Origin of the sequence: Amycolatopsis sp. w19 (genome assembly GCF_051373225.1) — a bacterium.
Lineage (GTDB): Bacteria > Actinomycetota > Actinomycetes > Mycobacteriales > Pseudonocardiaceae > Amycolatopsis > Amycolatopsis japonica.
Map to the genome: position 1 here is coordinate 1 of NZ_JBPQFM010000036.1, position 12954 is coordinate 12954.

Genomic DNA, 12954 nt, shown 5'->3' on the forward strand with positions numbered 1-12954 from the left:
GTGGCGGCGGCGCGGGTCCGCGTGGTCGTGGAACGCGTCGCGGCCGGGCGGCTGGCGGCCGTCCGGGTCGTCGTCGCGCGGGTGGCGGTGGCGCGAGTCGCGGTGCCGGCGGTCGCGCGCTTCACAGCGGTGGCCTTCGGCAGCTTCTTCGAACCACTGATGACGTCCTTGAAGGTCGTGCCGGCGCGGAACGCGGGCACGTTGGTCTTCTTGACGCGAACGGTCTCACCGGTGCGCGGGTTCCGCGCGGTGCGGGCGGCGCGGGCGCGCTTCTCGAACACACCGAAGCCGGTGATGTTCACCTTCTCGCCCTTGTTGACCGTCCGGATGATGATGTCGACAAGGCCATCGACGGCCTCCGACGCGACCTTCTTGTCGCCCAGGCGCTCCGACAGCGCCTCGATCAGCTGGGCCTTGTTGGCCATTCCAGTCCTCCAAGAAGAACTACTTGTACACGGCCCCGTCGGCCGACTTAGCGCACACGGTATTACCAATGCAGCACAAATTCCAAACGACGCGCGGAAATTTCCCTTGTCTCGGGGGCTGTTCCGCCTCCCGAGGGACCCCTTGAGGGCCTCCGGAGGTGCCGTTCGGTGTGGTTTCGGGGCTGTGCCGAGGACTCCCGGCCAGGGTGCGGATTCCCTGCTCAGCAAGGGAATCCGCCCCCTTTGACCTGCCCTAGGAGGAGGCTGCCGGGAGGGTCACCGGCTTCCAGGAGGGGCGCCCGGTCTCGAAAGTGTCGATCTCATCCGCGTGGCGGAGTGTCAGGGCGATGTCGTCGAGCCCTTCGAGGAGCCGCCAGCGGGTGTAGTCGTCGATCTGGAAGGGCGCGGTGAAGTCCTTGGCCCGTACCGTCTTCGACTCGAGGTCCACCGTGACCTCCGTGCCGGGCTCGTTTTCGAGCAGCTTCCACAGCAGTTCGACGTCCGCCTGCTCGACCTGAGCGGCGACAAGGCCCTGCTTGCCCGAGTTGCCGCGGAAGATGTCCGCGAACCGGGAGGAGATCACGACCCGGAAGCCGTAGTCCATCAAGGCCCACACCGCGTGCTCACGGGAAGAACCGGTGCCGAAGTCCGGGCCCGCGACCAGGACCGACCCGCTCTTGAAGGGCTCTTGGTTGAGGATGAACGACTCGTCGGACCGCCAGGCGGCGAAGAGCCCGTCCTCGAAGCCGGTGCGGCTCACGCGCTTGAGGTAGACCGCCGGGATGATCTGGTCAGTGTCCACGTTGGACCTGCGCAGCGGGACCCCGACGCCGGTGTGGTGGGTGAACGCGTCCATGTTGGGAACTCCTTCGCGGATGTCAGCGATGTCAGTGCCGTCAGCGAGCGGCGGCGGGCTGGAGGTCTTCGGGGCTGGACAGCGTTCCCCGCACGGCCGTGGCGGCCGCCACGAGCGGCGACACCAGATGCGTCCGGCCGCCCTTGCCCTGCCTGCCTTCGAAGTTGCGGTTCGAGGTCGACGCGCTGCGCTCGCCCGGCTTGAGCTGGTCCGGGTTCATGCCGAGGCACATCGAGCAGCCCGCTTGACGCCATTCCGCGCCCGCTTCGGTGAAGACCCGGTCCAGCCCTTCGGCTTCCGCCGCCTGGCGGACCCGCATCGAGCCGGGGACCACGAGCATCCGCACCGAATCGGCGACCTTGTGGCCGCGCAGGACGCCCGCGGCGGCCCGCAGATCCTCGATCCGGCCGTTCGTGCACGAGCCGAGGAAGACGGTGTCCACCGCGATCTCGCGCAGCGGCGTGCCCGGCTTCAGGTCCATATAGGACAGGGCCTTTTCAGCGGCGATGCGCTCGTTCTCGTCGCCGATGCGCTCCGGGTCGGGCACCTCGGCGCCCAGCGGGAGCCCCTGGCCCGGGTTCGTGCCCCAGGTCACGAAAGGCGTGAGCTCGTCGGCGTTCAGGCGCACCTCGGCGTCGAAGACGGCGTCGTCGTCCGTGCGGAGTTCGCGCCAGTTCTCGACGGCGGCGTCCCAATCGGCGCCCTGCGGCGCGTGCGGACGGCCCTTCAGATACGCGAACGTCGTCTCGTCCGGCGCGATGAGCCCGGCGCGCGCGCCGGCTTCGATGGACATGTTGCACACCGTCATCCGGGCTTCCATCGACAGCTTTTCGATGGCCTCACCGCGGTACTCGAGGACGTAGCCCTGCCCGCCGCCGGTGCCGATCTTCGCGATCACCGCGAGGATGATGTCCTTCGCCGTGACACCGGGCCGCAGTTGCCCGTCGACCGTGATCGCCATCGTCTTGAATGGACGGAGCGGCAGGGTCTGCGTGGCCATCACGTGTTCGACCTCGGAGGTGCCGATGCCGAACGCCATGGCGCCGAAGGCACCGTGCGTCGAAGTGTGACTGTCACCGCACACCACGGTCATCCCGGGCTGGGTCAGGCCCAGCTGCGGGCCGATGACGTGCACGATGCCCTGCTCGGCGTCGCCCATCGGGTGCAGCCGGACGCCGAACTCCTTGCAGTTGGCGCGAAGGGTGTCGACCTGGGTGCGGGAAACGGGATCCGCGATCGGCAGCTCGATGTCGATCGTCGGGACGTTGTGGTCCTCGGTGGCGATGGTGAGGTCGGGGCGGCGCAGTTTCCGGCCGGCCAGGCGGAGTCCGTCGAACGCCTGGGGGCTGGTGACCTCGTGCAGCAGGTGGAGATCGATGTAGAGCAGGTCGGGCTCGGCCCCCTCGCCGCGCCGCACCAGGTGCGACTCCCACACTTTCTCGGCCAGTGTCCGGGGCATTTCCGGCTCCTCACATGCGATGGAATAGGTGCTTCCCACCATCTGGACATCTCAAACTTCGGGAAGATAGTATCGGCTTGTGGGACAGCATAGCGGTATCGGAGTACTCGACAAGGCCGTGGCCGTGCTTCAGGCCGTGGCCGAAGATCCTTGTGGCCTGGCGGAACTGTGCACGCGGACCGGTTTGCCGCGCGCGACGGCGCATCGGCTCGCGGTCGGCCTCGAAGTGCATCGCCTGTTGCGGCGCGGCCCCGACGGCCGCTGGCGCCCGGGTACCGCACTCGCGGAACTGGCGGGCGGTTCGACCGACCCGCTGCTCGACGCGGCGAGTTCGGTGCTGCCGAAACTGCGCGACATCACCGGCGAAAGCGTTCAGCTGTACCGCCGCGACGGCGTCCAGCGCGTCTGCGTTTCGACGGCGGAACCGCCGAGCGGGCTGCGTGACACGGTGCCGATCGGTTCACGGCTGCCGATGACCGCGGGCTCCGGCGCGAAGGTGCTCGCCGCGTGGTCGGATCCGCACACCCAGCGCACGATCCTCACCGAGGCGGTGTACGGGGAGCGCACCCTGCTCGAAGTCCGCCGTCGCGGCTGGGCCCAGAGCGTGGCCGAACGGGAACCGGGTGTGGCGAGCGTCTCGGCGCCGGTACGGGATTCGACGGGCACCGTCGTCGCCGCGGTGTCGGTTTCCGGGCCCATCGAACGTATAGGGCGTAAGCCGGGGGCACGCTGGGCCGCGGACCTCCTCGCCGCCGCGGACGCGCTGCAGGAGCGCCTCTGACCCTCGAAACGAGTGAAGGCCCCCTGCGGCGCAGGGGGCCTTCACTCGTTTCCGTCCCGAAAGGACCGGCCGGCTCAGAACTCGTCGGCCTCGGTCAGCTCGTGTTCGAGGGTGTCGGCACGTGTGACGAGGGACTTCAGCGGATGTTCGAACTCGTTGACCAGGTTCAGGTCGACCAGCGGGACCGTGTGCTTGAGCAGCGCGACGCCGTCCACGACGGCCGCGCCGCCGACCGAACCGCCACCGGCCAATTCGAGCAGGCGCCGCAGATCGATCTTGTCGGCCCAGCCGACCGGAGACGAGATCTCCACCCACTCCGCGCCGTCATGGTCGGGCAGGTGGTGCAAGGACACCTGCTGTCCGCGGCCGTCCTCGGTGTCGACCCGGAACCGGAGCCAGTCCCCCCGCTCTTCGAGCACTTCGTACCGTGCCCGGACGAAATTGATCACGCCTGCCCAGATGGACACCCTCGTCACCTCTCGGTTTCGCCGCCTCGTGCGCTGTCGAGCATGGCACATCCGGGACGCGCGGGGTGTCGACGGTCTCATTCGGGCGGGGTCCCGGGAGGGACGGCACGCGTGATCAGATGGACGACACGCGTGACTGGACGGACGACACGGGGCGCGGCCGGGTTCGCGCCGAGCCGTCCGCGCGGACACGCGTGGCGTCCATCTGATCACGCGTGTCGTCCGTCGGATCACGCGTGCCGTCCCGTCGCCGCGGCTCCCCTGTGACTCACGAGGCGCCGGGGACAGGTGAGGCAACGAATCCTGCGGCCTACTGAAGCGGCGCCATGCGGTAACCCGACCCTCGCACGGTGTGGATCAGCGGCGGGTCCTTGAGCTTCCGCCGCAGCCGCGCGATCACGACGTCCAGCACGTTGGACGCCGGATCGGCCATCTCGTCCCACGCGTACCGGATCAGCTCCCGCCGCGAGACCGGCCGCCCGGTCGCGGCCATCAGCCGCTCCATGACGAGATACTCCTTGCGGGTCACGGTGAGCAGCACGCCCGCCCGCGAGATCTGGTGCCTGCCGGTGTCGAGTTCGACGTCGGCGCAGCGCAGGATCACCGCCTGCCCGGCCATGTCCCGGCGGCACAGGCTGCGCACCCGCGCGATCAGTTCCGGCATCGCGAACGGCTTGACCAGGTAATCGCCGCCACCGACACGCAAACCGTCGATCCGGTCGGCGACGCTGTCGCGCGCGGTCAGGAACAGCACCGGCATCGGCCATCCGGCGCTGCGCCGGTTGCGGACATAGGCCAGCGCGTCACCCGAAGGCAGCATCCGGTCGAACACCGCGCAGTCGTAGGCGTTCACCGTCAACGCCTCGTCCGCGCCCGGCAGATCGGCGGCGGTGTCCACCGCGAAGCCGTCGCCGCGCAGCGCGAATTCCAGCGCCACCCGCAAGTTCTCGTCGTCCTCGGTCACCAGCACCCGCACACGGAAACGTTATCGCGTGATGGCGGCCTCCACGTCGGCCACGTGCAACCCGCGCAGTTCCTCGATCGCGGGCATCCGGCCCAGCAGCCGCAAACGTTGCGACTGAGCCGTACGCGCCTTCTCGAACAGCAGGCGCGCGTCCCGCGCGTTGCCGAAGTTGACGTCGCCGGAAACGCGCCGGAAATGGCCGGTCAGCACCGGGCCCGCGGCGGGATCGAGTTCGTAATCCCCGGCCGACGCCATCCGCCCGAAGATGGCGAGCAGTTCGTCGGGGCTGTAGTTCTCGAACTCGATCGTCTTGCCGAAGCGCGACGCGAGACCGGGGTTGGCGGCGAGGAAATCGACCATCTCGCCGGTGTACCCGGCCACGATCACCGCCACCTCGTCGCGATGTTCCTCCATCAACGGCACCAGGGTGTCGATCGCCTCCTGGCCGAAATCGCCGCCGGAACCGGCGAGCCGGGTGAGCGTGTAGGCCTCGTCGATGAACAGGACCCCACCCTTGGCCTCCTCGAAGACCGTCGCGGTCTTTTCGGCGGTGTGCCCGATGTACTGCCCGACGAGATCCCGGCGGGACACCTCGCGGAACTGGCCGACCGGCAGGACTCCCAACGCCTTCAGCAGTTTGCCGTAGATCCGCGCGACCGTCGTCTTCCCCGTGCCGGGCGCGCCCGCGAAGATCAGATGGTGCCCGGCAGCCCCGACCGGCAGCCCGGCCCGGCGGCGCCATTCGTTGACCTGCAACTCGTCGACCAGCGAACGGACTTCTTCCTTGACCCCGGGAAGGCCGATCATCGAGTCGAGTTCGGCGAGCATCTCCTCCAACGCGTCGTCCCCCACCGCGCCGGGCTCCGCGGTCTCCCCGACCGTCGGCGTCGCCCCCTCGGCGATGGCGATCCCCGGTTCCGCCGTGTTCGAGACCCGGCAAGCGGAGATCTCGCCACCGCAACCGGACGCGAACGAGATCCCCGGGCCCCGGGTGTCGGTGACCGTGCACCGTTTGATCACCGGCACCCCGTGGTGCGCCACGGCGATGCCTTCGTGACCGGTGTGCGAGACGGTGCAGCCTTCGACGACCGGCCGGGCGTATTGGTAGACGTAGACGCCCCTCAGCCCGCAGCCGGTCACCGTGCACCCGGTGACGACCGGATCGGCGCCCTGCCCGACGGTGATCCCGTCCCCCAGCACGTCTTCGACGGTGGTGTCCTCGATCCTCCCCGGCGAACCGTCGACGAGGATCCCCTGCTCCGCCGACGAAATCACGCAACCGGTCACGGCGAACGCCGTCGTGCCGCGGATCGCGATCGCCGGACCGCGGCCGCCGGAGACGGTGCAGTTCCGGACGGCCAGTTCCGTGTCGTCGGCCTGGATCGCGGACGCGCCGCCGGCCAGGACTTCGATCCCGTCGAGCGTGAGAGCTCCTCCTGTGGTGCGGAAAACCGGCCGGTCGGCCCCTCGGCCGTCGACGACGACGGTGGCGCCGTCCGCCGCGGCCAACGTCACCCGGAGACCGGCGAGTTCGACGGTCTCGGCGTATTCGCCGCCAGCGATGGTGATGACGGCGCCGTCGGACGCGTCCACCAAGGCGTCGCCGATGGTCGGGTACGCGCCTGGCCGCTGGGACACCAGCAGGACCCGGCCGGAGGTCGAGGTGGTCATCAGCCCGCCTTCGCCATCAGCCAGCCGCGGTCGACGGCCTTGGCGCCTGCCTGGAACCGGCTGCGGGCACCGAGCCGGTTCATGATGTCGGCGACCATCCGGCGCACCGTCCGCACCGAGACGCCGAGCCGCGCGGCGGCGGATTCGTCGGTCGTGCCGGAGAAGAGCAGCGTCAGCAGTTCCTGTTCGCGGCAGGTCAGGATCGAAGCGTTCTCGGGTTCCGGGAGGTCCAGCGGGACGAGCGGGGCGGCGGCCTGCCAGATCCGCTCGAACAGCCCGACCGTCGCGGTGACCACGCCGGGCAGGCGGAACACCGCGGAACCGGCCTGCCTGCCTTCCGCCGGAAGGACGACCGAGGTCCGGTCGATCACCAGCGCGTCCATCGGGACCTCGGCGTCGGTCCGCACCTCGGCGCCCGCCCGCGACATCCGGTTCAGCGCGCCGGACATCCGTGCGGAGTCGGGGAAGAGCACCTTGTGCCGGACGCCGGGGCGCACGCCTCCGAGCGCGATCCGCTGGAACGCGGTGTCCGTTCCCGTGCTCATGACGAGCACCTCGCCGGTCGCTTCCGCGAGCAGCTCGCCGAGCCCCGCCCGGTCGCCGCCCGGGCCCGCTCCCGTGACCAGACTGAGCTGGCCGGTCTGCACGGTCATCGCAGGTACCTCCCTCTTCCCCCGGCGCGGTGCCGCCGACGACGTCCTGTTCATGCCAGTTCCCCGCCACCGGGGCGGTCACGGGCACCCGACGCGTTAGCGTTCAGGGGCACCGGGAACTGCACGCGTCTACTTTCGCTGTCCGAACATGAGGTTTTGATGACACGGGTGATGGTCGTCGAAGACGACGGGAATCTGCGGCTCGCACTGGTCACGCAGCTGCGCGCGGCCGGCTTCGTCGTCGACGAGGCGGGCGACATCGCGACCGCGGACCGGCTGCTGCGCGGAACGCACCACGACTGCGTGGTGTTCGACCGGATGTTGCCGGACGGCGACGCGATCGAATACGTGCACATGCGGCGGCAGCTGGGCTGGCGGGCGCCGGTGCTGTTCCTCACCGCGCGCGACGCGCTCGCCGACCGGGTGGCGGGTTTCGAGCACGGCGGCGACGACTACCTCGTGAAGCCGTTCGTGATGGCCGAGCTGACCGAGCGGGTGGCGAACCTGTGCCACCGATCCGCGTTCGACCGGCCCTCGGTGCTGCAGCACGAAGACCTGGTGATGGACTGCGCGCGGCGTGAGGTGCGGCGCGCGGGCGTGCTGCTCACCTTGACCAACAAGGAGTACGCGGTGCTCGAATACCTGCTGACCAGGGCGGGCCTGCCCGTGCAGCGGGCCGACCTGATCGAGCACTGCTGGGACGCGCAGGCCGATCCGATGTCCAATGTGGTCGATGTGGTGGTGAAGCGGTTGCGCCGCAAGCTGAAGGAGCCCGAGCTGATCCACGCCGTCCGCGGCCTCGGCTACCGGCTGGGCGCCCGGTGAACACCCATTCCTCGGCCGACCGGCTGCGCAGGCTGCGCTGGACGCTGACCGTGTTGTTCACCGTGATGAACACGCTCGGCCTGGTCGTCTTCGCGTGGCTGCTCATCAACGAGGACGGTGACCAGGGCGACGAACGGATCGACGCCGCGCTGACCCAGGTCACGTCCTCGGTCAGCAGGCTGGTCGAATACGACGGCACCGTCGGCTTCGGTCTGGTCAACACCGACGTGCTGAACGACCGTTGCCCCCAGTTCGCGATCCTGTCCGGCGGGGCGCCCGCGTTCCAGCCGCATTTCTCCCGGGCGAACTGCGTCCCGATGAGCACGCAGCTGTTGAACGGCCTGGCGACCGAGGCGGTGAAGACCGGCAAGCTGGTGCAGGGTCACCAAAAGGCGTCCGACGGCGCCATGGTCAAGGTCCGCGCCGAACCGCTGCGCGACGGCGACGGCAAGACGTTCGCGGCCGTCGTCGCGGTGCAGTCCACCGAGGCCGAGGACTCCGCGCACACCCGGTTCACGTTGCTGGTGATCGGCGGCACCGTGCTGCTGGTCGCGATCCTCGGCTTCGCGGGCCACCTGCTGTCCGGCCGCTCGATCCGCCCCGCGGCCGCGGCCTTGCAGCAGCAGGAGGTCCTGCTCGCCGAAACCGCGCACGACCTCCGCACCCCGGTCGCCGCCCTGCGCGCGCTCGCCGAAACCGCCATGGCCAACCCCGCGCAGTCCGCGGAACTCCTGCCGCGCACCGTCCGGCTCGCCGCGAGAATGGGCGGGATCATCGACGACCTGCTCGTCCGCGCCCGGCTCGCCGCGGGCGTGGAACAGCTGAGCATCCAGCCGATCTGGCTCGATCAGCTGGTGGTGGGCATCGTCGAGGACACCGCGACCGAAGGCGCCGAAGTCACCGTCACCGCCGCGCCCACGAAGGTCAACGCCGATCCCGCGCTGCTGCAACGGGCGATCGGCAACCTTCTCGACAACGCCATGCGCTACGGCCGCCACCCGGGCGCGAAGGCGTTCGTGCACCTGACCGTCGCCGGCGGCACCGTGACCGTCGCCGACCACGGCCCGGGGATCGACACGACCATGGCGGGCGATGCCTTCGACCGGTTCGCCAGCACCGGCGGTTCTTCCGGGCTCGGGCTGTCGATCGTGCGGTGGGTCGCGCAGGCGCACGGCGGCACGCTCGCGGTGTACAACGCCGACGAGGGCGGCGCGATCTTCGAACTGCGGTTCCCGGTCAGCCCGAACTGAGGAGTGGCATGACCTTCGACATCATCGGCTTGTGCCGCGACGAACCCGGCGCGGAGGAGACCATCGAGGCACTGCTGGTGGCGGGCCCGGAACTGCTGGTCGCGGAGCAGGCGGAAGACGGTGTCACGCAACTGCATCATCCCGATGGGCGGCCGCTGGTGGTCATCGAGGACATCCGGTTCGTCCGGGTCGCCGGTGAAGCACAACGCCTGCTCGGCCTCGACGCCGAAGTGGAGGTCCCGCATCCGGTGTGGTGGGTGGAATGCCGCACGCGTGATGACGATGCGGAAGCGGAAACGGTCGCCAGGGCCTTCATCGGGGCTCTTGTCGAAAGAACAGGAGGACTGTCGTGGTCGAACCGCTGACCGGCACCCCCACCGCCGACATCGAGACGGCGGAGGCCATCGTCGTCGAACAGCTCCGGGCCGTCGTCTCGGCTTCTCCCCGGCTCATCGCCGCCGCGGGGGAAGCGGCTGCGAGCCGTCGGCTGCTCCAAGTGGTCACCTCCGAACACAGCGGTCTCACGTATCCACTCGAACTGCTTCTCGGCGAAGGACGGTGCGAATGGGTGGTCCGGGACTCCCGTGGTGGTCATCGCGACGGGACGCGCGGATTCCCCTTGCGCTGGAACGGAACCCGGTTCGCCCCCGAACCGGATGCCACGGCGGCGGAACCGGCGGAACCGATACCCGGCTCGGGCACGCTGGAGGTGCGGATCACCACCCTGCACGACGGCGGCGCGACACTCCGGCTCGGCAGGGCGGTCGAAACCGTGACGTCGGCGCTCGGCGACGGCGAACCAGCGGGATGGGGCGCCGCCGAACCGGTCACCGAGCCGTGGTCTGCGGCGACCCTCACGAACCTCTGCCGTGACCGGCTGCCCGCCCCCACGGAAGTGATCGTGACCGGCCCCGGAGTGGTGGGACGATTGCGCACGCGGAAGGTGGAGGCCGGTGTGCAGGAGGAGGTCGAGCTCAGCGGTCCTCCCGCGGGAACGGTTCCGCGGGCCGCCGTCGAGACGCTGGCCGCCGAAGCCGCGGGTTTCGCCCGGATGATGGTGGTCGCCGCTCACCCCGGCAGGCCGGACGGCTTGCGGGTCAGCGGCCCGACCCCGCCTGCCCTGCCCTACGGTGTCCTCATCGGACACGAACTGGTCGCCAGGAACGGTGCCGCACACGCCGAACGGACACCGGTCGCGAAGGTGGCGATCCTCGGCGGCGTCGGCCATGAGGCCGCATGGTGCAGGCTGGACGGCGGACAGCGCCCTCCGTACGAGCAAATGGCCGCCATCCTGCACCACTACGGTATGCCGGATCAGGGCTGAGGTCGGCGTTCAGAGGCCCCGCTGCCGATCATCGAAGGCGCCGTCGTCAGGTTCCAGGCCGGCCACCGGCGAGGCCCGCGCCCATCCCGCCCGCGTCCGACGGCGGCCAGATCCGCGGATACCGCCTCGCCCACTCGTCGGCGAAACGCTCGTCTTCAGCCGGAGAGCGAGCCGAGAAGTGCCAGAACGCGTCGCCGGCGACGGTTTCCACCAAGCCGGGTCTTCCCAGCCCGCCGAGCCACTCCTGTGGCAGCCCGGGAACCCCGGCCCGTGCCCCCACCACCGCGCCGGCGATCGCCCCGGTGATCGCGCTGCGCCCGGAGTGATTGACGGCGGCCCGCATCGCCCAGCGTGGATCGAAGAACCGCCGCGACACCGCGATCATGGCACGGCCCAGCGCGTCGACGGCGGTGTCGCCGGTTCCGAAACCGTCCAGTTCCTCGGGATCGGGACGGATCTGCTCTGCCTGAGCGCGCACCGCGGCGGCGAGTGCGGCCACCGCCGGGCCACGCGCGCCTTCACGCTCGGCCACCCGCCGGCAGACGACCTGCGGCGGCGGCGCGTCGGTGTGGAACAGCCCGGTGAACAGCTCGGCCGTCACACCGGCCGCCTCGGCGGTGGGTCCGTCGGCACCGGCACCGGCCGCGAGCAGCCTGCCGACCTGCGCGGCGGTCGCGGCATCGGAGTCGGGCCCGCCACCACAGAGCGCCGCCACCATTCCCAGCACCAGAAAGGTGACGTCGTTCGCGACCGGGGGCGGTTCCGACCGGCCGTCCTGGATTTCCGGGACACGGGAGAGCCAGCCTTCGGGGAGGTCCGGGCTCGGCCGCGAAAGCAGCGCGCCGAGCGCCATCAGCCTGCCTGAGGCGGCGCCACCGAACCGCGGCGGTAAAGCGCGCAGCAGCCCTTCGGTGTGGAAGAGCAGTCGCCGGGTCAACGGGCCGAGCCGTCCGTCGGAGACCGGTTCGACGACCCCTTCCTCGCCGAACCTCGTCTTGATTTCGGGCCAGGTCACCGTGTCCACGGCCGAACCCAACGCCTCCCCCGCGGCGAACCCGGCGAACGCGCCCGCGATACGACGCCAGGCGAACCGGACTCCGTCGGCGTCCTGGCGAAAGACCTTCCCGGATGCCGACGCGTGTGGCCGGACCCGGCCCGCGGCGTCGTATCCGGCGACGAGACCGTTCGCGCCGAGGTCCTCGGGCCAGGACTGTCCCTCGATGTCGTCGTCAGGGGAGGCGATCCCGCCGGATTCCACCCCGTTGCGCTGTTCCCACGCCCGGCCGAGCACGAACCGCTGGCAGTCCTCGACGGACAGTTCGAATCCGGCCGTTCTGGCCTTTCCCGCCGCGTCACGGAGCCCGGCTGAGGGGTCGATCCCCTCCGTTGCCGCACGGATCTGTTCGATCACGGCCACGACCGGCGCCGAGTACTCGGCGGGGACCTCCACGACCCGCGTGATCGCGCGGAGGACCGGCCACCGCGCTCGCGCCCAAGTGAGCTCCTCGACGGTGACGGAGTCCGAAGGAACCGAACCGGGGTTGACGACCAGGCCGGTCCCTGGGAACTCGGCGGCGAACGACAGCGCGTCCATCCGCACCCATTTCACCGTCCCCGCCGGAACCCGCCTGCTGGAACTGAACACCGCCAAGGCTCGCGGATTCTCCCGCCACAAAGAGGAAAGCGGTCGTTCCGTCCGCGGGTCGACCGGGATGTGGACCGTCGCGGTGAGCAGGCCGGCGAGGTAGCGCTCACGACTGAAGCGACGGGTCTCAAGGCAACCGAGGAGTTGTTCGAGCCGGGTCTCCATGACTGGATGTCCGAGCCGCTCGGGACCGGGCCGGTAGCCGGGATTGGCCCGGATCTCCTCTGTCGGCCGGCCCGCCTGATCGTGCTTCCGCCAGCCCAGTACGGCACTCGCCGGCACTCCGAGATAGGCCACCCCGCTGCGCGCGAACTCGGGTTCCAGGATCTCTCGCCAGTCCTCCTGTCCGGCGAAGGGGACCGGGACGCTCGGCCCGAGACCGTCCGGATCGGGATCCGGACGGCGCAGCTCCCCGTTTTCCCGCACGAGCAGCATCGGTCGCGGCACGAGCGAGGCGAGCCGGTCCCCGCCGTCCAGCGCGCGAATCGTGTTGTAGGGCACCAGCCAGCCGTCCGGAACCTCGCGCACCCGATCATGCTCGATCCGGACCGCGTGCTCCCCCGTCGTCAGATCCACGGGTGTGCCGAAGCGCAGCCACGCCTGTGCCTTCGCGATCGCCTCACCAGCGTGCACG

The 12954-nt window shown here is 70.1% G+C and carries 13 protein-coding genes; 5 read left to right on the forward strand and 8 right to left on the reverse strand.

The window, feature by feature from the left end:
- From ACSMFO_RS38010 to leuC, 3 genes are all read right to left on the reverse strand, one after another.
- The coding region (locus ACSMFO_RS38010; RefSeq protein ID WP_436462283.1) for an HU family DNA-binding protein at positions 1–425 on the reverse strand (425 nt) is incomplete at its 3' end.
- Positions 426–678: 253 nt separating this feature from the next.
- Positions 679–1281: a 3-isopropylmalate dehydratase small subunit gene (leuD, locus tag ACSMFO_RS38015; RefSeq protein ID WP_073848058.1), complete on the reverse strand. Its 603-nt coding sequence runs from the start codon at positions 1279–1281 to the stop codon at positions 679–681.
- Positions 1282–1321: 40 nt separating this feature from the next.
- Positions 1322–2740: a 3-isopropylmalate dehydratase large subunit gene (leuC, locus tag ACSMFO_RS38020; protein ID WP_436462284.1), complete on the reverse strand. Its 1419-nt coding sequence runs from the start codon at positions 2738–2740 to the stop codon at positions 1322–1324.
- A gap of 79 nt (positions 2741–2819) precedes the next feature.
- On the opposite strand from leuC, the gene ACSMFO_RS38025 reads away from it, so the two are divergent.
- Entirely contained in the window at positions 2820–3521 is a 702-nt protein-coding gene (locus tag ACSMFO_RS38025; RefSeq protein WP_007031477.1) for an IclR family transcriptional regulator, read from the forward strand.
- Positions 3522–3595: 74 nt separating this feature from the next.
- Here ACSMFO_RS38025 and ACSMFO_RS38030 read toward each other — a convergent pair whose 3' ends face one another.
- The 4 genes from ACSMFO_RS38030 to ACSMFO_RS38045 all read right to left on the reverse strand — a co-directional run bounded on the left by ACSMFO_RS38030 (position 3596) and on the right by ACSMFO_RS38045 (position 7276).
- The gene (locus ACSMFO_RS38030) at positions 3596–3988 is read right to left on the reverse strand and encodes a hypothetical protein (RefSeq protein WP_436462285.1); all 393 of its coding nucleotides are present in this window, start codon (positions 3986–3988) and stop codon (positions 3596–3598) included.
- A 310-nt stretch (positions 3989–4298) separates the two neighbouring features.
- Complete coding sequence (locus ACSMFO_RS38035) at positions 4299–4964, reverse strand: winged helix-turn-helix domain-containing protein (RefSeq protein WP_037342057.1); 666 nt, start codon at positions 4962–4964, stop codon at positions 4299–4301.
- Positions 4965–4973: 9 nt separating this feature from the next.
- Positions 4974–6623 carry a right-handed parallel beta-helix repeat-containing protein gene (locus ACSMFO_RS38040; protein ID WP_436462286.1) on the reverse strand — a complete coding sequence of 550 codons (1650 nt, stop codon included), beginning with the start codon at positions 6621–6623 and terminating at the stop codon, positions 4974–4976.
- Complete coding sequence (locus ACSMFO_RS38045) at positions 6623–7276, reverse strand: helix-turn-helix transcriptional regulator (protein WP_073848060.1); 654 nt, start codon at positions 7274–7276, stop codon at positions 6623–6625. The genes ACSMFO_RS38040 and ACSMFO_RS38045 overlap by 1 nt, the downstream gene beginning before the upstream one ends.
- A gap of 159 nt (positions 7277–7435) precedes the next feature.
- Between ACSMFO_RS38045 and ACSMFO_RS38050 the strand changes: the two genes are divergently transcribed.
- The 4 genes from ACSMFO_RS38050 to ACSMFO_RS38065 are packed head-to-tail and all read left to right on the forward strand — an operon-like array spanning position 7436 to position 10675.
- Entirely contained in the window at positions 7436–8101 is a 666-nt protein-coding gene (locus tag ACSMFO_RS38050) for a response regulator transcription factor (RefSeq protein WP_395869933.1), read from the forward strand.
- On the forward strand, positions 8098–9351 hold the full coding sequence (locus ACSMFO_RS38055) for a sensor histidine kinase (protein ID WP_436462287.1): 1254 nt from the start codon (positions 8098–8100) through the stop codon (positions 9349–9351). Before ACSMFO_RS38050 ends, ACSMFO_RS38055 begins: the two co-directional genes overlap by 4 nt.
- Before the next feature lie 8 nt (positions 9352–9359).
- Complete coding sequence (locus tag ACSMFO_RS38060; protein ID WP_436462288.1) at positions 9360–9716, forward strand: hypothetical protein; 357 nt, start codon at positions 9360–9362, stop codon at positions 9714–9716.
- A complete protein-coding gene (locus ACSMFO_RS38065) occupies positions 9701–10675 on the forward strand; it encodes a DUF6177 family protein (RefSeq protein ID WP_436462289.1) in 975 nt (324 codons plus the stop codon). Before ACSMFO_RS38060 ends, ACSMFO_RS38065 begins: the two co-directional genes overlap by 16 nt.
- A gap of 46 nt (positions 10676–10721) precedes the next feature.
- Here ACSMFO_RS38065 and ACSMFO_RS38070 read toward each other — a convergent pair whose 3' ends face one another.
- Entirely contained in the window at positions 10722–12953 is a 2232-nt protein-coding gene (locus tag ACSMFO_RS38070; RefSeq protein WP_436462290.1) for a YrhB domain-containing protein, read from the reverse strand.
- Position 12954 lies beyond the last annotated feature (1 nt).

Excerpts from the sequence above, each read along its gene's own strand:
- leuD (WP_073848058.1), bottom strand. The coding sequence starts at position 1,281 with ATGGACGCGTTCACCCACCACACCGGCGTCGGGGTCCCGCTGCGCAGG.
- ACSMFO_RS38050 (WP_395869933.1), top strand. The coding sequence starts at position 7,436 with ATGACACGGGTGATGGTCGTCGAAGACGACGGGAATCTGCGGCTCGCA.
- ACSMFO_RS38040 (WP_436462286.1), bottom strand. The coding sequence starts at position 6,623 with ATGACCACCTCGACCTCCGGCCGGGTCCTGCTGGTGTCCCAGCGGCCA.
- leuC (WP_436462284.1), bottom strand. The coding sequence starts at position 2,740 with ATGCCCCGGACACTGGCCGAGAAAGTGTGGGAGTCGCACCTGGTGCGG.
- ACSMFO_RS38060 (WP_436462288.1), top strand. The coding sequence starts at position 9,360 with ATGACCTTCGACATCATCGGCTTGTGCCGCGACGAACCCGGCGCGGAG.
- ACSMFO_RS38045 (WP_073848060.1), bottom strand. The coding sequence starts at position 7,276 with ATGACCGTGCAGACCGGCCAGCTCAGTCTGGTCACGGGAGCGGGCCCG.